This window comes from Aquabacterium sp. (assembly GCF_016234775.1).
Lineage (GTDB): Bacteria > Pseudomonadota > Gammaproteobacteria > Burkholderiales > Burkholderiaceae_C > Aquabacterium.
In genome coordinates this window covers 16549-39062 of record NZ_JACRAH010000003.1, presented here as the reverse complement: position 1 = coordinate 39062, position 22514 = coordinate 16549, and the positions used below count along the sequence as shown (strand labels likewise).

Below are 22514 nucleotides of genomic sequence, written 5' to 3'. Positions count from 1 at the left end.
CAGCATTTCGCGTGCAAATTGCCGCTTCAGGCCCCCGCGCTGGCGCCAGATACATGGCGAAGGATGGTCTGAACCAGTGCTTCGAGATCAATGGGTTTGACGACCAGATCGACCATGCCTGCCTCCAGGCACTTGGCGTGCTCTTCCGACATGGCGTGCGCCGTCTGGCCGATCACGGGCAGGTTCGGTGCGATCTGCCGGATCTGCCTCGTAGCCTCGTAGCCGTCCATCTGGGGCATCTGGATGTCCATGAGCACCACATCGAAGGCCTGGGGCCCGCTTTGCGTGAGGTGGTTCATCACGGCCAGGCCGCTGTCGCCCATGGTGACTTGCGCGCCTTCGTAGTCCAGCAGTTCCGACAGCACCATCTGGTTGACCAGGTTGTCTTCGGCCGCCAGGACGCGCAGGCCTGCCAGGCGCCCCGCAGCCCGTCCATCGGCCGGTGTCGATGCATCCACGAGGGGGAGTGGCGGCGCCTGCGCAGTGGTCGTCGGGATCAAAGGCAGGCTGACCTCGAAGCGCGTGCCTTGACCCGGTTCACTGAAGGCCTGGATGCGGCCATTCAGCAACTCGACCAGCCGTTTGGAGATGGTCAGGCCCAAGCCTGTGCCGCCATATTGGCGCGTGGTGGAGCCATCGGCCTGCTCGAAGGGCCTGAACAGGCCGCCGACTTGCGCAGGTGTCATGCCGATGCCGGTGTCGATCACATCGATCACGAGCAGGTCGGCCCTGGTGCTGGCCCTCACCCGCACCTCGCCTTGTGCCGTGAACTTCACTGCGTTTGACAGCAGGTTCAGCAGAATCTGCTCCAGCCGGAGGGCATCGCTCACGCACGAGGCGGGCACGGTGTCGTCCACCTCGATCAGCAGCGGCAAACTCTTTTCGCGAGCGCGCTCCTGCACCATGGCGGCCGCGCGCGTCAGCACGTCATGGATGCGCAGGGGGTGCAGTTCGATGTGCAGCTTGCCAGCCTCGATCTTGGAGAAGTCCAGGATGTCATTGATGATGCCCAGCAGCAGCCGGCCTGACGCGTTGATCTGCTCGAAGACCTCGCGAGCCGAGCCGGTGTGTTCGCGCGCACCGATCTGAGCCAGGCCGAGTACGCCATTGAGCGGCGTGCGGATTTCGTGGCTCATGTTGGCCAGGAATTCGCTCTTGATGCGCGCCAGTTGCTCTGCTTCCTGGCGCGCCACATCCAGCTCCGCCGTTCGCGCCTGGACCATCTGTTCCAGGTGTTCCTGATGGGCCTGCAGTGCGGTGCGCGCCTGATGCACTTCGCTGATGTCCTGAATGGCGCCTTCGATGCGCACCACCCGGCCGTCTTGCATGATGGGTTCGCCCTGTGTGCGGATCCACTTGGTCACACCCTTGGCGCTGATCAGTTCCAACTCCAGCGCGTACGACTCACCTTCCGTGACCGCGCGATGGAGGGTCTGCATGATCTTGTCCAGATGCGCACCTTGGAAGTAGCGTTGCCCATCTTTGAAGCGCAGTGACTCAGGGTGCGCGGGATCCAGGTCCAGGATGCGGGCGGCGCCGTCCGTGCGGGTGCCGATCATGGTCGCTACATCCAGGCTCCAGCCACCGACCTTGGCCAGCAGGCTCATGCGGTCAAGCAGGGCTTGCTTGTCGCGCAGGGCGGCCTGGGCGGCCATCATGTCCGATACGTCTCGGGATAGGCCGAACATGCCGGTCAACTGTCCCGTGTCATCTTTGATGGGCCCCTTGGTCACCAGAAAGGTGTGGTGTTGGCCGTTGCGGAAGGTCAGGTGCTCTTGCGCTGTTTGCGTCGTTCCTGACTGCATGATGGCCAGGTCGACCTCGCGTATCTTCCTTGCCGAGTCATCATCGAACAACTCGCGGTCGTCCTTGCCGATGATCTGTTCGATCGGGATGCCGGCCATGTCGCTGGCGGCCTGGTTGACCATCAGATAGCGGCCAGACTTGTCTTTGACGAAGACGGCATCCGTGGTGCCCTCGATCACGGATCGCAGCAGTTGCTCGCTCTGGCGTAAGGCGGCTTCGGTGCGTCGCCGCTCGGTCACATCCAGTGCCAGCCCGATCACGGCATGCCCGGAGGAAGTCTTCAGGTCCCGCCCATGCACTTCGAGCTCGATGGGCGAGCCATCTCGCTTCAGACCTGTGAAGCCATATTGAACCTCCTGCCTGGGGTCGTCAAAGCGGGCCTGCAGATGCTGATTGACGCGTTCCCTGTCCCGGGGCGAGACCAGGGCGCTCACGGGCAGACGGTGGACGATGTCATCAGGATCGTCATAGCCCAGCATCCTGGCGAAAGCCGGGTTCACGTAACGAAATCGATTGCCCTCAATGATGTAGATGCCCGCCAGGGTTTGCTCGACGAGGGCTTCGAACTTGCGGTTGCTGGAGCGGTGCTCCAACCTGCGCAGCCACTCGACCATCATGCTCATGAGCATGCCCATGGCAAAGAACACGCCGATGGCCACGATCCAGGATGGCTTGGCCAATTGCCAGGACAGGTAAGGTGGCACAAAGATGTACCAACTCAGCGCGGCAGACAGCATGGTGGCCAGGAAACCTGAGAACCACCCGCCCAGCCAGGCTGCCATGAAGACGGCGGGGTAGCCCAGCAGCCATGCGTAGGGATCAATCTGCTCCCAGAAGGCCCACTGGATGGCGGCTGCGAGCACAGGGGGGATGACGCCCCACAGCATGCCCGTCAACGTCCATTGGCTGGGGGGGGCATCAGTCAGGTGGACGTCGACCTCGGAGGGCGCATTCTGCAGCGTGACCCACAGCATGGCGGCCGTCACGGCGATGAAGACCAGCCCTTTGAGCGTGGAAAAGCTGGCCAGGGCATGTGGGTCGGCAAAGAGCTCCAGCACCCGGTCCGACAGCAGGATCCAGGCGCCGGCAAACACGGCGTAGCCCACAGTGGCCCGAAGGCTGAACAGCGTTCGTCGCGTGACCTGCATCCATGTGCTCCTCCCCTGTGGAAAGGGGATCACGGGATTATGGCGTCCTGTGCCCGATACGCTGCGCTAGGGTTCAACCCGATGTCAGTTGCTCGCGTCAACCCGGGCTGTCACGGCCTTGCCACTGCGCAAGCCCAGCTTCTTGAGCAAGGCCTGGTCATTGTCGAACGCCGGGTTGCCGGTGGTCAGCAGCTTGTCGCCGTAGAAGATGGAGTTCGCCCCAGCCAGGAAGCACAGGGCTTGCACGGCTTCGCTCATGGCCTGGCGGCCCGCCGAGAGACGCACACGGGCCTTGGGCATGGTGATGCGGGCCACGGCGATGGTGCGCACGAACTCCAGCGGATCCAGCGGCGGCGTGTCGGCCAGAGGCGTGCCGGGCACGCGCACCAGATCGTTGATGGGCACGGATTCGGGGTAGGTGGGCAGGTTGGCAAGCTGGGCGATCAGGCCGGCGCGGCCCTCGCGGGTTTCGCCCATGCCCACAATGCCCCCGCTGCAAACCTTGATATTGGCGCTGCGCACGTGGCCCAGGGTGTCCAGGCGATCCTGCAGATCACGGGTGGAGATGATGTCGCCGTACAGCTCGGGTGCGGTGTCGAGGTTGTGGTTGTAGTAATCCAGGCCCGCATCCTTGAGGGACTTGGCTTGCGTGTCGGTCAGCATGCCCAGGGTGCAGCAGGCCTCCAGGCCTTCGTCCTTGATCACGCCGATCAGCTCGGCCACTTTTTCGATGTCGCGGTCTTTCGGGGCGCGCCAGGCCGCACCCATGCAGAAGCGGCTGGCGCCGGCATCGCGCGCGGCGACCACGGCTTCACGCACCTCGTCGGGCGACATCAGCTTGCTGGCTTCCACGCCGGTGTCATGCGAGGCCGATTGCGGGCAATAGCCGCAGTCTTCAGGGCAGCCGCCGGTCTTGACCGACAGCAGCGTGGCGTGCTCGATTTCGTTGGCATCCCAGTGGGCGCGGTGCACCTGCTGGGCCTGCCACAGTAGATCGTTGAAGGGCAGGTTCAGCAGTTCCAGCACCTTGGCGCGAGGCCAACGCGCGTCCAGCCCGTCCGGATCGGTGCAGTCGCCGCCACAGCCGTGGCTGTTGAGGATGGCCTTCTTGGGGACGATCTGGATCGGCTTGGATTCAGTCGAAGAGGGGGTCGAGCACTGAGAAGACATGGACTGACGACCGCGCCCGGGCGCGGCATGAGTTGACGGAGCAAGCAGATGCGAGTGTAGTCTGCCGTGCGCATGACATGGGTGACGTTGAAATCAGCCTGATGACGTAAAGTTCTTTTGCGTCAATGTAAGCTCGCGCCATGCGTTTTGAACACCTCATCGAGATCAATTCACCCAAGGTCGCCGTGCAGACGGTGGTGTCCGTTTTCACGCGCGAGCAGTTGTGGCGTGGCCTGATGGCGCGCGTCCAGACGCCGCAGCGCTTTCCCAATGGCCCGGAATCGTGTGACTGGCAGGAAACGACGCCGGGCGTTTTCAGCCGCACGCTGAAGTTCGGTCAGCACGCGTTCAAGGATGAAGTTCACACGGTGCTTCAGCAGAGCATGCAGTTCACGCCCGAGCCGCATGGCGAGACCGCGCCCATCCGTCTGACGATCAGCATCGAAGAGCCGCAGCCTCACCAGATGGTGCTGCGCTTCGTTTACGTGGCCATGGGCGAGCAGACGGCCGAAGAGGTCTACTACAACGACTACCGCCACAACGCCTGGCTGCACAACGACCGGGACATGGTGCGCAGCCTGCGCGAGTGGCTGGACAACGGCGAATTCGCCTCAAGCAGTCATTGACGGCGAAGGCGCCTTGGGCAGGCGCACAGTGAAGCGCGAGCCCACATTCAGTTCACTGGAGACCGTCACGCTGCCGCCCATGCGCTCCACCAGTTGCTTGACGATGTACAGGCCTAGCCCGGAGCCCTCCACTTTGGCGGACATGGCCTGGACGCGCCTGAAGGGGTGAAAGAGCTCTGCGGCGTCTTCCGGTGCAAGGCCCACGCCGTTGTCTGCGATCACGAGGCAGATCTGATCGGCTTCCTCAACGGCATCCAGGGTGATGTGGCCGCCAGGCCGGTTGTATTTGCAGCCATTGCTCAGCAAGTTGACCAGCACCTGCTGAAGGCGGCAACTGTCCACCATGACATGAAAGCGTTGCGCTGCAATGCGGTTGACGACGGTGACCTCGTAACGCTGCAAGGCCGCTTCTACCAGGACCAGGCTGGCATGCACGACGCCTGACAGTTCTGTCGGACTCGGGTTGATGCCGATCTCGCCAGCTTCCACCTTGCTGAGATCCAGCACGTCTTCGACCAGCTTGAGCAACTGCTGTCCAGAATCCAGAATCCATTCGACCTGCTTTTGCTGGGTAGGGGGCAGGGCATGTTGTCGGTCCATGGACAACAGTTGGGCAAAGCCCAGGATGGCGTTGAGCGGGGTGCGCAACTCATGGCTGAGCCGTGACAGGAACTGGCGCTGCGAATGCGCGACTTTTTCCGCGGCATCGCGCTCGACGGACAGCTGCTGCTGGTGCTGCTCCTGGGTCACATCCCGCACGACGCCGATGAGTCGCAAGGCGGGATCTGCGTCCTGATCAGGCAGGCTGCCGATGGTTTCCAGGTAGCGAGGCTGCAACTGGCCTGGCACCATGACACGCAGGGTCAGGCGAAACAGATCCTCGCCAGCCAGGGCCGCTTTCACGGCCTGTTCAGCCAGGCTTCGGTCCTGTGGCACCACACGCGCCATGAGCTCCCGCCCCGGCAGCGTGATGGCGCGTTCCGCCAGGCCGTACAACGCGGCTGCGTGGGCATCCAGCGTCACGATGCCGCCATCTGCGCTCAGTTCGAACAAGCCCATTCTGGCGCCCAGCACGGCCAGTTCCAGCTTGCGGTTGGCCCGAGAGAGCGTTTGCTGATAGCGATGTTGGCGCATCAGGCCGCGCCGCATGATCACGTACCCCGCGAGGGACAGTGCGGCCATGGCCAGCAGCGTGGATCCTGTCAACAGGTTCTCCGTGACGCGGGAGGCACGGGCCAAGTTGGCGCTGAATCGGATCTCGGATTGGAACAGGGCCGTGTTGATCTCACGGATATCTTGCAGGATGGCGCGCATGTCTGCGGGAGCCGAGCCCCGCATCACGGCCATGCGCAAAGCCTGCCCTTTGGCCTGCAGTTGCGCGATCAGGCGATCTCCTTCTTCCCAGGCCGCCAGCGAGTCCTTGAACAGATCGCGGCTGCCGAAATGGCGAAACAGGGTGATCATGCCGTCGATGTCATCCGGGTGGTTGCCGCCCTCCCGAAACGCCTGCTGGATGGCTGCCGTGTCCAGCGAGTGGCTGCTCATGCCTTCGCGGGCACGTCGATCGCCCAGCGGGACCCGCAGCGCCTGTTCGAACAGGGCGTAGTCGATCGGGTCATGGCTGGCGGCGTAGTCGCGCAGGTGCTGCACAGCCTCGTTGCGCGCCTTGGACCACAGGCTCTCGCCGCCCACATAGGCGCGAACAGCCCCCAGCAGCGTGACGCTCGTGATGGCCAACGCGCCAGCCAGGGTCACGACCACCACGGACGGCGCCAGTACATACAAGTACAGGCGCCATGCAGGTGGGCGACGGACCGATGCTGGCGTCATTTGTGGTGTTTCTTCGCTACTGGGTGCAATCTCCATGTTTGCACCATGGGGGTGCGCCAAAGCTATCAGAAAGGCCAGGCGATGAAAAGCAAGCGGACCTTAAGCGTGCATCTCGTTGCGCAACTACAGCACAGGGTGCGGTAGCTGGAGTCGATCTGATGGCGGGGAAACGCGAATCCGCCCTTTGCTTGCCGCCTGGCGCAAAACGGGCAGGGTCGCGCGCATGGCCTCAGCACTGTCGCCCAGGCCGCGCACCAAGCACAAGGCAGCGGCACCACTCGCCGCAAATCGGGCGACGTCTTGCGGTGTCAGCAAGCCGCCAATGGCGACGACCGGGGCCGGGCTGTGCGCGACCCACCATTGCAGGTTGTCCGCGCCCTGGGGCACCCAGGGCATGTCCTTGGTGCTCGTGGGCAGCACCGGGCCGCAGGCAATCAGGCTGGCGCCGCAGCCTGCCGCACGCGCCAACTCCCAGGGGCTGTGGGAGCTCAGGCCCAGCACGACGCGCTCGCGTGCATTCAGCAAGGGCTGGCACCCCGATTCGTCGAGTGCCAGCAGGTCTTCCTGCCCGAGGTGGATGCCGAGCCGCAGCCCGGGCTGAACTGGCATGCTCAAAGCCTGCTGCCAGTGGTCATTGATGAATAACAGGGCACCGTGTTGGGCGCAGGCGTGTGCGCTGGCGCTCATGTGTGCCGCCGCGCCTTCAAGGGTCTTGTGACGCAATTGCAGGCATTGCAGGCCTGCGTCCGCCGCAGCGCTCAGGCGCTCGCTGTCGGGCAGGATGCCGTAAAGGCCGTCTGCGGGGGGCTCGAACGGTTTGAACAAGGGGGTGTCCGTGCCATCGCCATGCGTGAGTTGCCATGGCAATGCGCGACCTATGCCCAGCCAGGGCAAGGGGCCCAGAGCCTGTCCGGACGACGCCATCACAGGGCCAGGGCCTTCTCCGGCCACATGTGCCCGTTGCAGCGCCTGTGTGGTGACCATCTTGGCCAGCACGATGGCGTCCGCGCACACATGCCCCAGTGCCAGCGCGCTGGTTGCCGCCGCCGCGAACGTGCAGCCACTGCCATGGTGATGACGTGTTGCCACGCGGCGGTTGCACAGCCAGCCGTGCGCATGGGGCGCTGCATCCATCCAGTCCAGGGCCCAGTCAGGTGAGGGGGCATCGCCGCCCGTGATGACCACGTTGCGCGCGCCAAGCTCGCGCAGACGCAGTGCCAGATCAGGCTGATCGTGCTGGGGGCCATCGTGGCGGCCAGGCCGCCCCAGCAGGCGGCAGGCCTCAGCCCGGTTGGGGGTGATCAGTGTGGCCAGTGGCAGCAGATGGCGCCGGTACGCCCACAGAATCTCGTCATTGCAGAAAGCGGCGCCACCGGCCGATGCGCCCAGCACCGGGTCGACGACCAGGGGCAGATCAGGTGTACGTTCGCGCAGTTGCCTGACCCAGCCGGCGACCACTTCGATCAGCACGGCATCACCCAGCAGGCCGGTCTTGATGGCTGCTGGCGGCATGTCTTGTGCCAGGGCCTTGAGTTGGGCGTCGAGTTGGGAGGGTGACAGCGGATAGACCGCCTGAACACCCGTCGAGTTCTGGGCCGTGACACTGGCCACCACGGGGCACAGATGCACGCCCATGGCGTCGGCAGCGCGCTGGTCGGCACTCAGGCCGGCACCACCACCGCTGTCATGGCCGGCGATGCTCCAAATGACAGGGAGAGGCGAAGTATCAGTCATCGTCAAAAACATCCGTGGTCGAAGCGCGTAGGGGGGCTAAATCAGCACGAAGGGTTGACCGCCCACCGGCGTGGTGGCCACGGCGACGTCACTCGTGGCCATCAGGCCGGCCTGGAATCCAGCGCGGCCACCTTGCACCGCATGGGCAAAGGCGCCTGCCATGGCCACCGGGTTGCCAGATTGCGATACCGCCGAATTCAACAGCACGGCATCCATGCCCAGCTCCATCGCGGCCGCGGCGTGTGAGGGGGCACCCAGGCCAGCATCGACGATCAAGGTGATGTGTGGCAGGCGGGCGCGCAAGGTGCGCAGCGCCCAGGGGTTGAGCAGGCCAAGACCAGATCCAATCGGCGCAGCCCATGGCATGAGGATGCGGCAACCAGCGTCCACCAGGCGCTGTGCGCTGACCAGGTCATCGGTGCAATAGGGCAGCACCTCGAAGCCATCGCTGATCAACTGACGTGAGGCCTCTACCAGCTCGAACGGGTCGGGCTGCAGCGTCTGTTCATCGCCCACGACTTCCAGCTTGATCCAGTGCGTGCCCAGCAGCTCGCGTGCCATGTAGGCCAAGTTGATCGCCTCGCGTGCGCTGCGGCAGCCGGCAGTATTGGGCAGCAGATGGGCGCCACGTTCTCTGGCCGTGTCCCGGATGATCTGCACGAAGCCGTTGTCGCCACTGCCCGGCACGGCCAGCGTGCGCTTGAGGCCCAGCGTGAGCACTTGCGAGCCGGAGGCGTCGATGGCTTCGCGCAGCACCTGTGGCGAAGGGTAGCCTGCCGTGCCCAGCAGGAAGCGGCTGCGCAGGGGGGTGTCACCAATCTGCCAGGTGTCTGTCATGTCAGGTCTCCTTGTGAGCTTGGGGCATCTATCCGCCGGTGATGGGGGAAAAGCACAGCACGGCGTCGCCGTCTTGCAGCAGGTGCGCGGTGCGCGCACCACGTGCCACGAACTCGCCGTTGACGGCCGTGGCCACCTGTTCGGCTGGTTTGTTCAACAGCGGCAGCAAGTGCGCCAGGGCGTCGCTCAGGGTGCTGCCTGGTGGCAGGCTCAGCGGGCCTTGGTCCGTGTGCACGGTGATGAGATGTGCTGGAGTTGCAGCGATGTTCATGGGGGCAATCAGATGGCCATGGCTGGGTCATCGCAGGCCGTCGTGCTGGCAAGGCCGATGCACGCCAAGGCCTCATCGACCAGAGACGGGCCCAGCAACCAGCCGTGGCGGTACAGGCCGTTGATGCGCACCATGCCGGGTTCGATGTGGATCTCGGGGCGATGGTCGGGCAGGGCGGGCCGCAGGTTCACGTCCATGCGCAGGATGCGCGCCTCTGCCAGCGCTGGGATCACGCTGTGCGCGGCGGCCATCAGCTCGACGGCCGATCGCAGCGACATGGGCGAGCGGTCCTCGCTTTCGATTTCGCTGGCGCCGATCAGCACCATGTCGCCTGGCCGGGGCACGATGTAGACGCGATGGCGTGGGTGCAGCAGCCGCACGGGGCGTTGCAGATCGACGCCCGGCGCGTGCAGCCACACGACCTCACCTCGCACGCCACGCACGGGGGCATCGGGTTTGGCACCCGTGCCGCGCAGATCGAAGACCCAGTCGAAGTGATCGGCCTGATGGTTGTGGCAGCCAGCCACGTCCAGCCGGTGCGGGCTGACGTGCTTGACCGGTTGCGCCCAGTGCCACTGCACATGAGGGGCATCCTCAAACAGGCATTGCAGCGTGCGCACCGTGTCGATGTGGCCTTCGCCATGCAGCATCCAGGCATGCAGGGGCCCGGCGCTGCCATGCAGGCAGGGCTCGACCTGTCGCAACTGCCCGGCGCTCAAGGCTTCCGGTTGGCGGTGCGTGGCCGTGGTGCGCCGCGTCGGGTTTTGCAGCCCGTCGTCCAGCCGGCTCAATACGCGCCGCGCCGCGCCCAAATCGGTGCCGTGCGCCACCATGAGGCTGCCGCGTTGAGCGAAATAAGGCGGCTTGTAGGTACGCCGTGCGAGCGCACCAGTGATCTGTTCCCAGCGTGTGATCGAGTGCCAGCCGCGCTCGGCCACGTCAGGCTCGGCCGACTCCAGTTCAGCCAGCGGGCTGAGCATGCCGGCCGCGGTGAAGCCGGCTGCGCCGTGCCCGTCATAGGCTGGTTGCGGGCCCGGGGCGGGGTCGAACACACTGACCTGGTGGCCTTGGTGGGCCAGGGTCCAGGCCACCAGCCGGCCCAGCAGGCCCGCCCCTGCTATGCCGATCTTCAGCTTGCGGTCTCCCGCATGGTGTGCGCTGCACATGATCAGGCCGCAGGCTTGTCGGCCTTGATGGGGATGTAGAGCTCGCCACCTACGGTCTTGAACTCGTCGGACTTGGCGGCCATGCCTTGCGCCGCAAACTCCCGCACCTCCTGCGTGATCTTCATCGAACAGAACTTGGGGCCGCACATCGAGCAGAAGTGCGCCACCTTGGAGGCGTCCTTCGGAAGCGTCTCGTCGTGGAAGTCGCGCGCGGTCTCCGGGTCCAGGCCCAGGTTGAACTGGTCCTGCCAGCGGAAGTCGAAGCGGGCTTGCGAGAGTGCATCGTCACGGGCGCGGGCACCGGGGTGGCCCTTGGCGATGTCGGCGGCGTGCGCCGCGATCTTGTAGGCGATCAGACCTTGCTTGACGTCGTCGCGGTTGGGCAGGCCCAGGTGCTCCTTGGGCGTCACGTAGCACAGCATGGCCGTGCCCATCCAGCCGATCATGGCTGCACCGATGGCGCTGGCGATGTGATCGTAGCCGGGGGCGATGTCGATGGTCAGTGGGCCCAGGGTGTAGAAGGGCGCTTCATGGCAGTGCTTGAGTTGCTCGTCCATATTGGCCTGGATCATGTGCATGGGCACGTGGCCAGGGCCTTCGATCATGGTCTGCACGTCGTGCTTCCACGCAATCTGCGTGAGCTCGCCCAGCGTCTTCAATTCGGCAAACTGGGCTTCGTCGTTTGCATCGCTGAGCGAGCCCGGGCGAAGGCCATCACCCAGCGAGAAGCTCACGTCGTACGCCTTCATGATCTCGCAGATCTCTTCGAAGTGCGTGAACAGGAAGTTCTCCTTGTGATGCGCGATGCACCATTTGGCCAGGATCGAGCCACCACGCGAGACGATGCCGGTGCGACGGTTGGCCGTGAGGTGAATGAAGGGCAGGCGTACACCCGCGTGGATGGTGAAGTAGTCCACGCCTTGCTCGGCTTGCTCGATCAGGGTGTCGCGGTAGATGGCCCAGGTGAGGTCTTCGGCCACCCCGCCCACCTTTTCGAGCGCCTGGTAGATGGGCACGGTGCCGATGGGCACGGGGCTGTTGCGCACGATCCAGTCGCGCGTGGTGTGGATGTGCTTGCCGGTGGACAGGTCCATCACGTTGTCGGCACCCCAGCGGATCGCCCACACGAGCTTTTCCACTTCTTCTTCGATGCTCGATGTGACCGCCGAGTTGCCGATGTTGGCGTTGATCTTGACCAGGAAGTTGCGGCCAATGGCCATCGGCTCCAGCTCGGTGTGGTTGATGTTGGCTGGGATGATGGCGCGGCCACGGGCCACTTCTTCGCGCACGAACTCGGGCGTGATCTCGCGCGGGATGGCCGCGCCCATCGGGTTGCCTCGCAGGCGCGCTTCGCGCTCCGCATCGACGCCGTACTTGCTGCGCCAGTCTTCGGCCAGGTCCAGGCGACGCTGGTTTTCGCGCAGGGCCACGAACTCCATTTCGGGCGTGATGATGCCTTTGCGCGCGTAGTGCATCTGCGTCACGTTGTGGCCGGCCTTGGCGCGGCGCGGCGTGCGTTGCAGACCGGAGGCGGCCGCGCGCAGAGCGGCCATGCGCTCGTCGTGGCGCTCATCGGGCTTCAAGCCATCGTCCACAGCCTGAATGGATCGGCCTTCGTAAGCTTCGGTGTCACCACGGGCGACCACGGCGGCCTCGCGCACAGGCGGCAATCCACGCGTCACATCGATGCTGACGTTCGGATCGGTATACGGGCCCGAGCAGTCGTACAGCGTGACGGATTCGCCATCGGTCAGGCTGACCTCGCGCATGGGCACACGCACGCCTTCGTGACTGCCTTGCACATACACCTTGCGGGAAGCAGGCAGGGGTTCGCGGGTCAGACGCGTGAGTTCATCGAGCGCTTGCAGGGCAGCGGTGGCGACGGCAGGATCGGGGGCGTTCATCGGCAGCTCCATCGGATGGCAGTGGCAACACATGCTCCGAGGGGTGCCTGGAACCTGACGGGCGTCAGGCGCTGCGAGGTGTGATCAGGCCCCAGACCCATCCACGTATGGTGGACAGCAGGGGCGAGGGCGGACCACTCGCATCAGGTACAGCTCTTCTTTCGCCGGTATGAGCCGGATCAAGTTCAGCGGGTTCGGTATTCCATCTCAGCGCCAGCACGATTCACGTGAGGCACACCCCGGAGCAGCGCAGAGTGTAAGCGCAAGCGAGGGGGTGGCGGAATGTCTGTCAGGAAATAAGGGCAATCAGCGATCAGTGATGGAAGCTGGCCTCGATCATGCCGTTCTTGTGCGTGGCACTGAAGGTGCTGACGTTGCCAGACAGACTGGGCTTGGCCGTGGCCAGTTCATGGCCGGAATCCACGTGCTGTGGCGTCTGGGGCGTCAGGAAGCGGTCTCTGAATGCAGCAAGAGCCTGATTGGCTTCGTTCGGCGTGGGGCCGATGAGTGCCAGCAGCAAGGCAAGAGGCGCGATGGCGAACAGCGGGCGCATGGGTTGACCAATGACAGGGAGTGCCTGAAATATTTCTGAATGGTTCGAGTGTAGGAAGCAGGGGGCGGTGGGGCCATCCCCGGCACAGGGGGGCCCCATCCCTCGACCATGGGGGACAAAAACCCCAGGACGGCGCTCAGGGAGGCCGCGTGGGGCGACTCAGGCCTGATCTCGCGCCACGATGTGGATGCGGTGATCCTTGCTCGGGGCGGCGCTGTGGCCGCAGTTGCCGCACCCGCTGCCACACGACGTCGACGACGTGAGGGTGGTGCCGCACGCGGTCAAGTTGGGTGACGCCGCAACAGTGGGGCTGCCAAACAGGCTTTTGAACCCTGGCCACCAGCGCCGCATCAGAAAGGCTACCGCCATCAGGCCGATGCCCAGGGTGGTGAGGCTTTGCCAATCCGCACGCATGATCAGAGTCCCCAGTTGATGGTCAGGTGATAAACCGCGTACGAAGCAGCATACGCCAGGGCAAACATATAGCCCAGCATGATCATCGGCACACGCCAGCCATTGGTTTCTCGCCGTGTGACGATCAGCGTGGACAGGCATTGTGGTGCGTACACATACCAGGTCATCAGCGACAGGGCTGTCGGCAAGGACCATGCATGCCCGATGAGGCCTTGCAGCGCGCTGCTCAACTCATCACCCGTCTGGGACATCGAATAGACCGTGCCCAGCGCAGCCACAGCCACTTCACGCGCTGCCATGCCGGGCACCAGCGCGATGCAGATCTGCCAGGTAAAACCAATGGGAGCGAAGACCACCTCCAGTGCACGCCCGGCCATACCGGCCAGGCTGTATTGAATGGCCGGGCCTGTGGCGCCATCAGGTGGCGAGGGGAAGTTCGACAGGAACCACAGCACGATCATCAGCGACAAGATGATGGTGCCCACGCTCTTGATGAAGATGCTGGCGCGCTCCCACAGCCCCAGGGCCAGGTTGCGCAGAAGCGGTACGTGGTAATCCGGCAATTCCATCAGCAGGGGCTGAGCGCCGCCCTGTTTCATGAACTTCTTGAGCACCAGTGCCACCAGCATCGCTGAGAGGATGCCGGCCATGTACAGCGCAAACAGCACCAGCCCTTGCAGATTGAAGATGCCGCCCACCGTGCGCTCGGGGATGAAGGCCGCGATCAGCAGCGCATAGACCGGCAGGCGCGCCGAGCAGGTCATCAGGGGAGCGATCAGGATGGTGACGATGCGGTCACGCGGATCGGCGATGGTGCGGGTGGCCATGATGCCGGGGATGGCACAGGCAAAACTCGACAGCAGCGGGATGAAGGCGCGGCCGGACAGACCCACGCTGCCCATGATGCGGTCCAGCAGGAAGGCCGCGCGCGGCAGGTACCCCGAGTCTTCCAGTGCCAGGATGAAGCCGAACAGGATCAAGATCTGAGGCAGGAAGACCAGCACGCTACCCGCACCGCCAATCACGCCATCCACCAGCAGGCTGCGCAGCATGCCGTCTGGCATATGCGCCTTCACCAGATCACCGATCTGGCCCATGGCGCCATCGATCCATTCCATGGGCGCGGCGGCCCAGGTGAATACGGCCTGGAACACCAGGAACATCAAGCCGGTCAGGATCAGCGGGCCCATGACCGGATGCAGCACATAGCGGTCCAGCACGGCGGTCAGCCGGGAGCCGTTTTCAGGCATGGTCACGCAAGAGGCCAGCAACTGGCCGACGCGCTTGTGGGTTTCTTCGACAGAAGCCTGGGCGATGCGCTCCATCGGGCGCGGTGCAGAGGGCTTGGGCAGCTTGCCCCAGTCCAGCTTGTCCAACTGATCAAGCAGGGCGCGCTCGCCACCCGTGCGCACGGCCACGGCCTCGATCACGGGGATGCCCAACTCCTGCTGCAGCTTCGCGGTATCAATGTGGATGCCGCGCTTGGTGGCCAGGTCCATCATGTTGATGGCCAGCACCATGGGCACACCCAGGGTCTGCAACTCCAGCACCATGCGCAGGTTCAGGCGCAGGTTGGTGGCGTCCACCACGCAGACCAGGCCGACGGGCGCAGATTCACCGGCGCGCACACCGGCGATCACATCGCGGGTGATGGCTTCATCCGGGGTGGCTGCCAGCAGGCTGTAGGCGCCAGGCAAGTCCAGCAGGCGCCAGCTCTGGCCGGCTGGCGAGACAAACTGGCCTTCCTTGCGCTCCACCGTGACGCCGGCGTAATTGCCAACCTTCTGTTTGGCGCCTGTCAGGCGGTTGAACAGGGCGGTTTTGCCGCAGTTGGGGTTGCCGACCAGCGCGATCAGCGGAGTGGATGACACTTCGGGTGTCGCTGCCGCCATGAGGTCAACTCCTGCTGGTCGTGGGGTGTGTGGGGGGCTCGTGAAATGGATGCGGGCGATCAGGCCAGCACGACTTCAATCAAGGAGGATTCCAGCTTGCGCATGGCGAAGGTGCTGGTGCCCACCCGCACCGCCAGCGGCCCGCGGCCAAAAAAGATGCGACGCAGTACCTGGACGCGCTCGCCAGGCACGAAGCCCAACTCCATCAGGCGCCGCTTGAGTGCCCCGCCATCGTGATGGCCGGCTTTGATGCCCTTGATCGTCGCCACCGCCCGCACGGGCAGCTTGTCCAGCGTGGTGGCCGGCGACGTGCTGTGATGAGGGTGGCGTGGCGATTCCATGAGCCCATTCTAAGTCTAAATGCGAACGATTCGCAATGACTTTCGTTGATCCATGTCACGGAATTCGGGTACGACTCCCGCGTTCAGGGGTTGGGCGTGCGTGCGTTCTTCATGGGCTTTTCGGCATGTCAAATTGGTGATGGCGGCAGGTTTTGTCAAATTGTGGGCAAGGCGGGCAAGACAGGATTGCTGCAGGCAACGAACATGTTCCTCATGTTGGATAACCATGCCCGCTTTGGGTATGACAGCATGACTTGGGGGCCATGTGCTGTTGCGGTTGGGGCGGTTGATCTGCGTGCTCATCTTGTTGTTTAGTGGGGTGGCTCATGCTTACCACTACGCTGGCAACTACACCTTTGCTGCACGGTGGAACGAATGGGGGCGCTATTCGTCCGCAGGGGCGGTCGTTTACCCCGAAGAGTTCGGCAATTTCAATCAGTACGACGTCTGTCCGCCGCAGCAGACGAGCATCATCTTTCCAGGCGCGGTCGTGGCGGGCAACATCAAGCAGACCTGCGACAACCTGTGGAAGGCGCTGATCGAGTCCAATTACATCCTCAGCAGTTCCAGCACATTGGTTCGTGCCAAGGACCTGTCGGAGGACTGGATCATCGATTACGTCGATCCCAACAACGCCAGCTACAACTTTTATTTCAACTGGTACGCCAATCAGTACTTCGGCGCATCCTGGTTGTGGGGCGATCCATCGGTCTTGCGCCTGGTCTATCCCATCTCTTTGTCTGGCGGGCCGCACAGTGGCGAGTCCGTGTTGGGCAACAGCCAACTGCTGGCATTTGGTGACAAGCGCTTTGTCATGTTGGACGACGATGGCTCCTTGAGTTACTACTGGTATGGCGTCGGCGGACTGCTGGAGTACAACCCGACGGCCACCACCTTCTCGGGCGGGGCCTTCGCAGGGCAGACCGTGGCCAGCAAGCTGCAATACCTCATTGGCTACGAAGAGTTCAATCTGTACTTCCTGGTGGGGGCCAACACCCTGCATGTCTACAACCGGAACATGACCTGGTCGCGCACGGATACGGTCGTCCTGGGTCACGAGCTTTCTGGCTACTCGCTGGGCGACCTGGTTGACAACAAGATCCCGGGCTACACCTACATCGGTTGGGATGCCGGCCCCATCGTCATTGGCGTGACCGCCCTGCGCCCGCTGGACCATGTCGAGGTCACGTCTGCATCTGGTTCGGCTTTGGCAGGCGGGGCCATCAGTTTCACACTCAAGGCGTGCGCCACTTCGGATTGCAGTGCGCTGTACACGCGTGGTGTCAGTGGCTACCTGATGATGTCGGATGGCACCAACGTGGCGTTCAGCATCGCCTCGGGCAGTTCCTCGGTCAGCACCTCACAGACCGTTTCGACAGCGCCGGTGGCGGGCTACGTGACCGCGTCCTTGTCCGGCATGTCCGTCGTGCCAGCTGGCTCGCCCTCTCTCTATTGCGGATTTGGCGTGACGGCGACCAGTGTCTCGTCCTGCAACATGTCGGTCGTCGCGCCCCTGCATCATCTGGCGGTGACCACCAGCAGCAGTGCCGGCATGACCTGCACGCCCACCACCTTCACCATCGTGGCGTGTGCAGATGCCGCGTGCTCGGGCGCGTTCACGGGCTCGGTGTCAGGGAACCTGATCTTGTCTGGCGCAGGGGCCACGGTCAAACCGTCATCGACCAATGCGTTCAGCATCAGCGGGGGCGCCAGCAGCACGACGGTCAGCGCGCAGGTGACGGTGGTGCCAGCCTCCGGTTATGTGACGGTGGGGGTGAGCGGCTTGACGATGACGCCGTCAGGCGCTCCTTCCCTGTATTGCGGCCTGGGCGCGGCGGCGTCCAGTGGGGGCTCGTGCAACTACAGCGTGAACACCGCAGGGCTGCTGTTGTCGGTGCCTCATCACGTCTCGGAAACCTCGGCCGCGATGACGGTGACGGCTGTCAAGCAAGGTACCAGCGCGACGTCGTGCGTGCCAGCGTTCGCCAGTGTCAGCAAGACCATCAATGTCAAGTGTGCCTACAGCAATCCAACCAGCGGCACCTTGCCTGTGCGGATGGCTGGCGCGGCTTTGAATGCGGGTGGCAGTGCCGCGTCTGCTTGCGATGGTGCTGGCGCCAACCTCAGCCTGAGCTTTGATGCCACAGGCATGGCCACGACCAGTCTGCTGTACGCGGACGTCGGGCAGGTGTCCTTGACGGCCAGCTATAGCGGCGCAGGGGCGGATGCGGGTTTGAGCATGTCGGGCACAGGCTCCTTCATTGCGTCGCCCGCCTCCTTTGGTATCAGTGGTGTCACGGCCTCACCCCTTGTGGCGGGCAATGCCTTTGCCGCGACGATCACGGCACGCAACAGTGCTGGGGCCGCCGCGCCCAACTTCGGCAAGGAAACGGCCGCCACCACGGACTATGTGCGCCTGGGATGGAACAAGTATCGCCCTACAGGTCCGAACTCATCGGCGGGCGTGCTGACCGGCAGCGGCACATCCGGTAGCTCGCCCTACATCTCGTCGTCAAGCTTCAATCTGGGTGTCATCACGGTCAATGACCTGGCATGGTCGGAGGTGGGTGTGGGGGATCTCTCGGCGTCGCTGGTAAGTGGCAGCTATCTCGGATCAGGGTTGACCGTGTCTGGCAGCTCGGGCGGCGCAGGTGCGGTGGGCCCGTTCGTGCCGCATCACTTTGATGTCACGCGTGGCCTGGCTTGCGGCAGCTTTCTCTATAGCGGTCAGCCGCTGGATGCGCTTACGGTGACGGCGGCCAATGCAACTGGGGGCGTCACCGTCAACTATGACGGAACGGGCAACACGACACCCAACTATGCCAAGGCGGTGACCCTGTCTGCGGTGGGGCCGGCCGGTGCCTTGTCGCCTTCTTCCGTGTTGGCCAGTGATTTCGTCAGCGGTGTCGCCACCTTCTCGTCCGGTTCTGCCTCCTTGCCGGCCTTCACCTTTGCCAACAAGCTCACGACGCCCGCTTCCCTCGTTATTCGGGCAACCGACAGTGCAGGCGTGTCCTCCAGTGCTGGTTCCGAGCAGGCGGTCTCGGTTCGCAGCGGACGCATCAAGATCTCTAACGCCTTCGGCTCTGAAAAGAGCAGCCTGACCGTTCCCGTGCAAGCGCAGTACTGGAATGGTCGCACCTGGGTTGTCAACGGCGATGACAGTTGTACGACCATCCCGGCTGCCTCGGTGGTGCGCAGCAACTATGTGGACAGCAAGGGGGCGACCACCTCATCCTGGACCACCACGCCATCAGCCATCTCCATCCTGAGTGGCAACGGCACCTTGACCTTGAGCGCACCCAGCGCCAATGGCACAGGCAGTGTCGACTTCGCCATCAACCTCGGTGCCAGCATGACGGATCAATCCTGCCTGGCCAGCCACCCCAGCTCAACCGGCGCGGGCAAGACCTGGCTGCGTGCGCAGAACGGCTCGGCCAATGCGTGTGCCGGGCTCACCACCTACGATCGCGATCCCTCTGCAAGGGCCACGTTTGGTGTGTACGCGCCCGAGTCCAGGAAAGTGGTGTTCACGCGCGAGTTGTACTGACGGGCTTGCTGCCTGCACGGGCGCGCCGGTAGCTGGCCGGTGTTTCGCCTGACCACTCCTTGAATGCGCGCGAGAAGGCACTCTGCTCGGCGTAACCCAGCAGCAGCGCGATTTCGGGCAGCGACAGCTTGGGGTCCTGCATGTAATCGCTGGCGAGCTGGAAGCGCAGTTCGTTGAGGATGACCTTGTAGCGCAAGCCGCGCTCTTGCAGGTAGCGGTACAGCGTGCGTTCGGCCATGCCCATGCGTGCGGCCACGTCTGCGAACTCGGGTGTGCCGTCCTGCAGCGACATGGAGATGTGGTGTCGCAGTTGCTTGAGCAGTGCGTCGCGATCTGGCAGTTCCTGCAGCATCGCCTCAGCCTGTCGCTCCAGCAGGCTCATGAGGTGAGGGTCGCGTGTGCTGACCGGCAGATTCATGTGCTGGGCTGGCAGGCGCACCGTCAGGGCCTGGCGCCCGAACACCACAGGGCAATTGAAGAACGCCTCATAGGCCGATGTGTCCGCAGGCCGTGGTTGAGGGAACTCGACGAGGTGTGGTGTGACGTTGGGCTCACCGCCATGCCGCCGGATCAGCGTGATCAGGCCGGCAACCAGCACCTGGTCCGACAGCAGGGAGGAAGTGCCCGCAGCGGGGTCCCACCAGACGATCAGGTCGTCGTCTTCCACGTAGACCTTGCTGGGTGCCATGTTGTGCAGCAGACGCTGGAAACGGCTGAAGCGGGTGAGGGCTTGCACCAGGGTGTCGCTGTAGATGGCGAGATAGCCCAGCATGCCGATGTGGTGCGCCTGTGTCCGAGCGCCAATGGCAAGACCCAGTGTCTCGACCGGATGGGCGCGCTGCAACTCGGCCAGGATCTCCCACCAGGTCGCGATGGGCATGCGCGGCGACGCTTTCAGCTCTTCGAGGCGTTGCCGGAATGCGGGCAGCGTCGTTCCGGCTTGATCCATGTAGTCGAGCAACAGGCTGGCAGCGGTGCCGGCAACGTAGATCGTGGCGTGGGTCATTCTTGATTATTGGCAGTCAATGTCAAACTTGGGCGGATATAGGTAATTCAGGTGCGACTGTGGTTCGCAAATATTGCCGAATTCCGCGCATGAAGTGTAAACAAGCCGACAGATTTCGCGTTGCCATTCTAGTAGTTCCGAGCTAGGTGTAACTACTGCCCCGCGCTTGGGGGAGGGGTGTGGCATTAATTAACGGATTCAAACCGGTTTGATATTGGCTGCCTGGGTTGGGCAGGGTATGTCAAGGCGAGGCCCTTCGTCGTCCGTACCATCTGGGTGTGCCTGATGAGCTTGAGCGGCTGACGTGTTTTGAACGAAATCCGTTGAATGCTTGTTGGTGTGTTGCGCCAGTTGGTCGAAGGATTTAAATGGCGTTCGGTGAATCCTGGTCGGTGATTTTGAATGCGGCAGCGGTGCCTTTGCGTTTCAATTAACTGAATTTGTTTTGACATTTGATCGGATTGATTTTCCGTTCGGTGGATTGATATTGTTGGCCAGGTAGTTTGAATGGTTGGAATGGAGTATTTCATGATCAAGAAGAAAGTTGGAATGTGGCGTGCGGTGGCGCTGGTCGCGCTGACCACGTCGGGTGCCTTGCAGGCGCACGCCACGACCTACAACTGGACGCAGGCATCTCGCTGGCAGGAAGAAGATCGCTACACGACAACTGGTGGCGTGACGGTCTATCCTGAAGAGTGGTATCCGGCCAAGGGTTATGACGTGCGCCCTCACGCGCAGCTCTACAGCATGTTCCCAGGGGTGGTCGTTGGCGACGGCAACAACCAGGCCACCAGCAACAACCTGTGGACGGCCCTGATCACCTCCCCGAATGTGATTGGCAACTCCACCAATCTGACCCGTGCGCGGGACATGTCAGAGGACTGGGACATCAATTTTGTCGATCCGAAGGTGGGTAACAAGAACTACTGGGCGGACTTCTATATCGACAAGCCGATCACCTATGTGGATCGTGCCGTGTTTCCCTTGACGTTGACCGGCGGCCCTCAGGCTGGCCAGAATCTGTTGGGCAACAACAATCTGCTGGCCATGGGCGATGACAACTCCCTGTGGTTGGATGCCGATGGCACCTTGAGTTACTACAACTACCCGACGGGCACGCTGGAGTTCGATTCCAAGAAGACAGGCTTCACCACGGGCCCGGCGGGCTGGAGTGGCGCTTCCTTGCAAAGCAAGGTTGGCAACCTGATCGGCTACGAAGAGGGGCGGCTGTATTTTCTGGAGGGGGCCAATACGGTTCAGGTGTTCAACTATGACCTGGGCTTTGTGCGCACGGACCAGTTCAGCTTCAATGGCGATCTGCTGGGGCAGTCCCTGGCGGATGTGATTGACGGCAAGGTCAAAGGCTACACCTACATCGGGTGGGATCTGGGGCCCGTGATCATCGGGGTATCGACTGCGGCGGTGCCGGAGGCGTCCACCTTCGCCATGTGGCTGCTGGGTGGTGGTTTGCTGGCGGCCCGACTCCGCCGGGTGCGCAAGGGCTGACTGCCAGCCTGATCCACCTGTCACAATTCGCTTCCTGACTGGCGCAAGGGCCGGTCGGCCTGGTGTTCGCACCCGGTCGGCTGGCCCTTGCGCTTTGTAAATCAGATCGGGAATATCCCAGCCCCAATGGGGGGTACTCCTCATTTTCCACTTCCACACCCCTTTGCAGGTCCTTGATTTATAAGGACTTTTTTTCTGCATTTTTCCATTCGAATCGCATCTAAGTCTTTGATTTCATTGAACTTTTTTTCGCTTTTCCCTTGTTTTGGGGGTGCGGATCAGGTAAAGTGGGATTTAGTGCAAATTCGTGGGGTTTTGTGTGAGTCTCGTCTTCCAAGGAGCATCAGCGTTGTCGCTGGACGCAAAGGGGCGCATGGCCGTCCCTTCGCGCCATCGTGACGCTTTGCAAGCTCTTTGCGCAGGCCAGTTGACCATCACCAAGAACCCTGATGGCTGCCTGATGGTGTTCCCGCGCCCCGCGTGGGAAACCTTCCGCGACAAGGTTGCCGCGCTGCCCATGTCGGCAGCAGGCTGGAAGCGGATCTTTCTGGGCAATGCCATGGACGTCGAGATCGACAGCGCCGCGCGCGTCCTGATCTCGCCTGAACTGCGTGCCGCAGCCGGCCTCACCAAGGAGGTGATGCTGCTGGGCATGGGCAGCCACTTCGAGTTGTGGGATGCCCAGAAGTACGCCGAGCACGAAGCCGCGGTCATGGCTCAGCCCATGCCTGAGGCCCTTCAAGACTTCACCTTCTGACGC

General features: G+C 63.2%; 16 protein-coding genes, 1 pseudogene and 1 riboswitch. Of the genes and pseudogenes, 4 read left to right on the top strand and 13 right to left on the bottom strand.

Going from position 1 to position 22514, the window contains the following annotated elements; translation table 11 throughout:
- Positions 1–26: 26 nt before the first annotated feature.
- Complete coding sequence (locus HY836_RS01670) at positions 27–2954, bottom strand: PAS domain S-box protein (RefSeq protein ID WP_290672940.1); 2928 nt, start codon at positions 2952–2954, stop codon at positions 27–29.
- 84 nt (positions 2955–3038) lie between these two features.
- Positions 3039–3980, bottom strand: a pseudogene (gene bioB, locus HY836_RS01665) (biotin synthase BioB); the annotation flags it as partial.
- A 284-nt stretch (positions 3981–4264) separates the two neighbouring features.
- Here bioB and HY836_RS01660 point away from each other — a divergent pair.
- Positions 4265–4750: an AtaL-like protein gene (locus tag HY836_RS01660; RefSeq protein ID WP_290672938.1), complete on the top strand. Its 486-nt coding sequence runs from the start codon at positions 4265–4267 to the stop codon at positions 4748–4750.
- Here HY836_RS01660 and HY836_RS01655 read toward each other — a convergent pair.
- The 10 genes from HY836_RS01655 to HY836_RS01610 form a co-directional block, all read right to left on the bottom strand.
- Positions 4736–6580, bottom strand: coding sequence for a sensor histidine kinase (locus tag HY836_RS01655; protein ID WP_290672936.1), 1845 nt, complete (start codon positions 6578–6580; stop codon positions 4736–4738). The genes HY836_RS01660 and HY836_RS01655 overlap by 15 nt on opposite strands.
- A gap of 123 nt (positions 6581–6703) precedes the next feature.
- The gene (gene thiD / locus HY836_RS01650) at positions 6704–8314 is read right to left on the bottom strand and encodes a bifunctional hydroxymethylpyrimidine kinase/phosphomethylpyrimidine kinase (RefSeq protein ID WP_290672934.1); all 1611 of its coding nucleotides are present in this window, start codon (positions 8312–8314) and stop codon (positions 6704–6706) included.
- A 36-nt stretch (positions 8315–8350) separates the two neighbouring features.
- Entirely contained in the window at positions 8351–9151 is an 801-nt protein-coding gene (locus tag HY836_RS01645; protein ID WP_290672932.1) for a thiazole synthase, read from the bottom strand.
- 28 nt (positions 9152–9179) lie between these two features.
- Positions 9180–9422: a MoaD/ThiS family protein gene (locus tag HY836_RS01640; RefSeq protein WP_290672930.1), complete on the bottom strand. Its 243-nt coding sequence runs from the start codon at positions 9420–9422 to the stop codon at positions 9180–9182.
- A gap of 8 nt (positions 9423–9430) precedes the next feature.
- Positions 9431–10588, bottom strand: a complete 1158-nt coding sequence (locus HY836_RS01635; RefSeq protein ID WP_290672928.1) for an FAD-dependent oxidoreductase — start codon at positions 10586–10588, stop codon at positions 9431–9433.
- Between the two features lie 2 nt (positions 10589–10590).
- Positions 10591–12492: a phosphomethylpyrimidine synthase ThiC gene (gene thiC, locus HY836_RS01630; protein ID WP_290672926.1), complete on the bottom strand. Its 1902-nt coding sequence runs from the start codon at positions 12490–12492 to the stop codon at positions 10591–10593.
- A gap of 139 nt (positions 12493–12631) precedes the next feature.
- Positions 12632–12744: riboswitch (TPP riboswitch) on the bottom strand.
- Between the two features lie 61 nt (positions 12745–12805).
- Positions 12806–13045 (bottom strand): hypothetical protein, encoded by a 240-nt coding sequence (locus HY836_RS01625; RefSeq protein ID WP_290672924.1) that lies wholly within the window; start codon positions 13043–13045, stop codon positions 12806–12808.
- Between the two features lie 159 nt (positions 13046–13204).
- Complete coding sequence (locus HY836_RS01620; RefSeq protein ID WP_290672922.1) at positions 13205–13459, bottom strand: hypothetical protein; 255 nt, start codon at positions 13457–13459, stop codon at positions 13205–13207.
- Positions 13460–13461: 2 nt separating this feature from the next.
- Positions 13462–15351, bottom strand: coding sequence for a ferrous iron transporter B (locus HY836_RS01615; protein WP_290672920.1), 1890 nt, complete (start codon positions 15349–15351; stop codon positions 13462–13464).
- 59 nt (positions 15352–15410) lie between these two features.
- Positions 15411–15692: a FeoA family protein gene (locus HY836_RS01610; RefSeq protein ID WP_290672918.1), complete on the bottom strand. Its 282-nt coding sequence runs from the start codon at positions 15690–15692 to the stop codon at positions 15411–15413.
- Between the two features lie 319 nt (positions 15693–16011).
- Here HY836_RS01610 and HY836_RS01605 point away from each other — a divergent pair, with 319 nt between their 5' ends.
- The gene (locus HY836_RS01605; RefSeq protein ID WP_290672916.1) at positions 16012–19242 is read left to right on the top strand and encodes a DUF6701 domain-containing protein; all 3231 of its coding nucleotides are present in this window, start codon (positions 16012–16014) and stop codon (positions 19240–19242) included.
- On the opposite strand, the gene HY836_RS01600 is transcribed toward HY836_RS01605, so the two are convergent.
- Positions 19223–20248 carry an AraC family transcriptional regulator gene (locus HY836_RS01600; RefSeq protein ID WP_290672914.1) on the bottom strand — a complete coding sequence of 342 codons (1026 nt, stop codon included), beginning with the start codon at positions 20246–20248 and terminating at the stop codon, positions 19223–19225. The two genes, HY836_RS01605 and HY836_RS01600, sit on opposite strands and share 20 nt — an antisense overlap.
- Positions 20249–20776: 528 nt before the next feature.
- Between HY836_RS01600 and HY836_RS01595 the strand changes: the two genes are divergently transcribed.
- Both HY836_RS01595 and mraZ read left to right on the top strand, forming a co-directional pair.
- Positions 20777–21754, top strand: a complete 978-nt coding sequence (locus HY836_RS01595) for a PEP-CTERM sorting domain-containing protein (RefSeq protein ID WP_290672912.1) — start codon at positions 20777–20779, stop codon at positions 21752–21754.
- A 319-nt stretch (positions 21755–22073) separates the two neighbouring features.
- Positions 22074–22511 carry a division/cell wall cluster transcriptional repressor MraZ gene (gene mraZ, locus HY836_RS01590; protein WP_290672910.1) on the top strand — a complete coding sequence of 146 codons (438 nt, stop codon included), beginning with the start codon at positions 22074–22076 and terminating at the stop codon, positions 22509–22511.
- Positions 22512–22514 lie beyond the last annotated feature (3 nt).

What these genes read in the sequence shown, in the direction of transcription:
- HY836_RS01670 (WP_290672940.1), bottom strand. Translation starts at nt 2,954, where the DNA reads ATGCAGGTCACGCGACGAACGCTGTTCAGCCTTCGGGCCACTGTGGGC.
- HY836_RS01660 (WP_290672938.1), top strand. Translation starts at nt 4,265, where the DNA reads ATGCGTTTTGAACACCTCATCGAGATCAATTCACCCAAGGTCGCCGTG.
- HY836_RS01655 (WP_290672936.1), bottom strand. Translation starts at nt 6,580, where the DNA reads ATGACGCCAGCATCGGTCCGTCGCCCACCTGCATGGCGCCTGTACTTG.
- thiD (WP_290672934.1), bottom strand. Translation starts at nt 8,314, where the DNA reads ATGACTGATACTTCGCCTCTCCCTGTCATTTGGAGCATCGCCGGCCAT.
- HY836_RS01645 (WP_290672932.1), bottom strand. Translation starts at nt 9,151, where the DNA reads ATGACAGACACCTGGCAGATTGGTGACACCCCCCTGCGCAGCCGCTTC.
- HY836_RS01640 (WP_290672930.1), bottom strand. Translation starts at nt 9,422, where the DNA reads ATGAACATCGCTGCAACTCCAGCACATCTCATCACCGTGCACACGGAC.
- HY836_RS01635 (WP_290672928.1), bottom strand. Translation starts at nt 10,588, where the DNA reads ATGTGCAGCGCACACCATGCGGGAGACCGCAAGCTGAAGATCGGCATA.
- thiC (WP_290672926.1), bottom strand. Translation starts at nt 12,492, where the DNA reads ATGAACGCCCCCGATCCTGCCGTCGCCACCGCTGCCCTGCAAGCGCTC.
- HY836_RS01625 (WP_290672924.1), bottom strand. Translation starts at nt 13,045, where the DNA reads ATGCGCCCGCTGTTCGCCATCGCGCCTCTTGCCTTGCTGCTGGCACTC.
- HY836_RS01620 (WP_290672922.1), bottom strand. Translation starts at nt 13,459, where the DNA reads ATGCGTGCGGATTGGCAAAGCCTCACCACCCTGGGCATCGGCCTGATG.
- HY836_RS01615 (WP_290672920.1), bottom strand. Translation starts at nt 15,351, where the DNA reads ATGGCGGCAGCGACACCCGAAGTGTCATCCACTCCGCTGATCGCGCTG.
- HY836_RS01610 (WP_290672918.1), bottom strand. Translation starts at nt 15,692, where the DNA reads ATGGAATCGCCACGCCACCCTCATCACAGCACGTCGCCGGCCACCACG.
- HY836_RS01600 (WP_290672914.1), bottom strand. Translation starts at nt 20,248, where the DNA reads ATGACCCACGCCACGATCTACGTTGCCGGCACCGCTGCCAGCCTGTTG.
- HY836_RS01595 (WP_290672912.1), top strand. Translation starts at nt 20,777, where the DNA reads ATGATCAAGAAGAAAGTTGGAATGTGGCGTGCGGTGGCGCTGGTCGCG.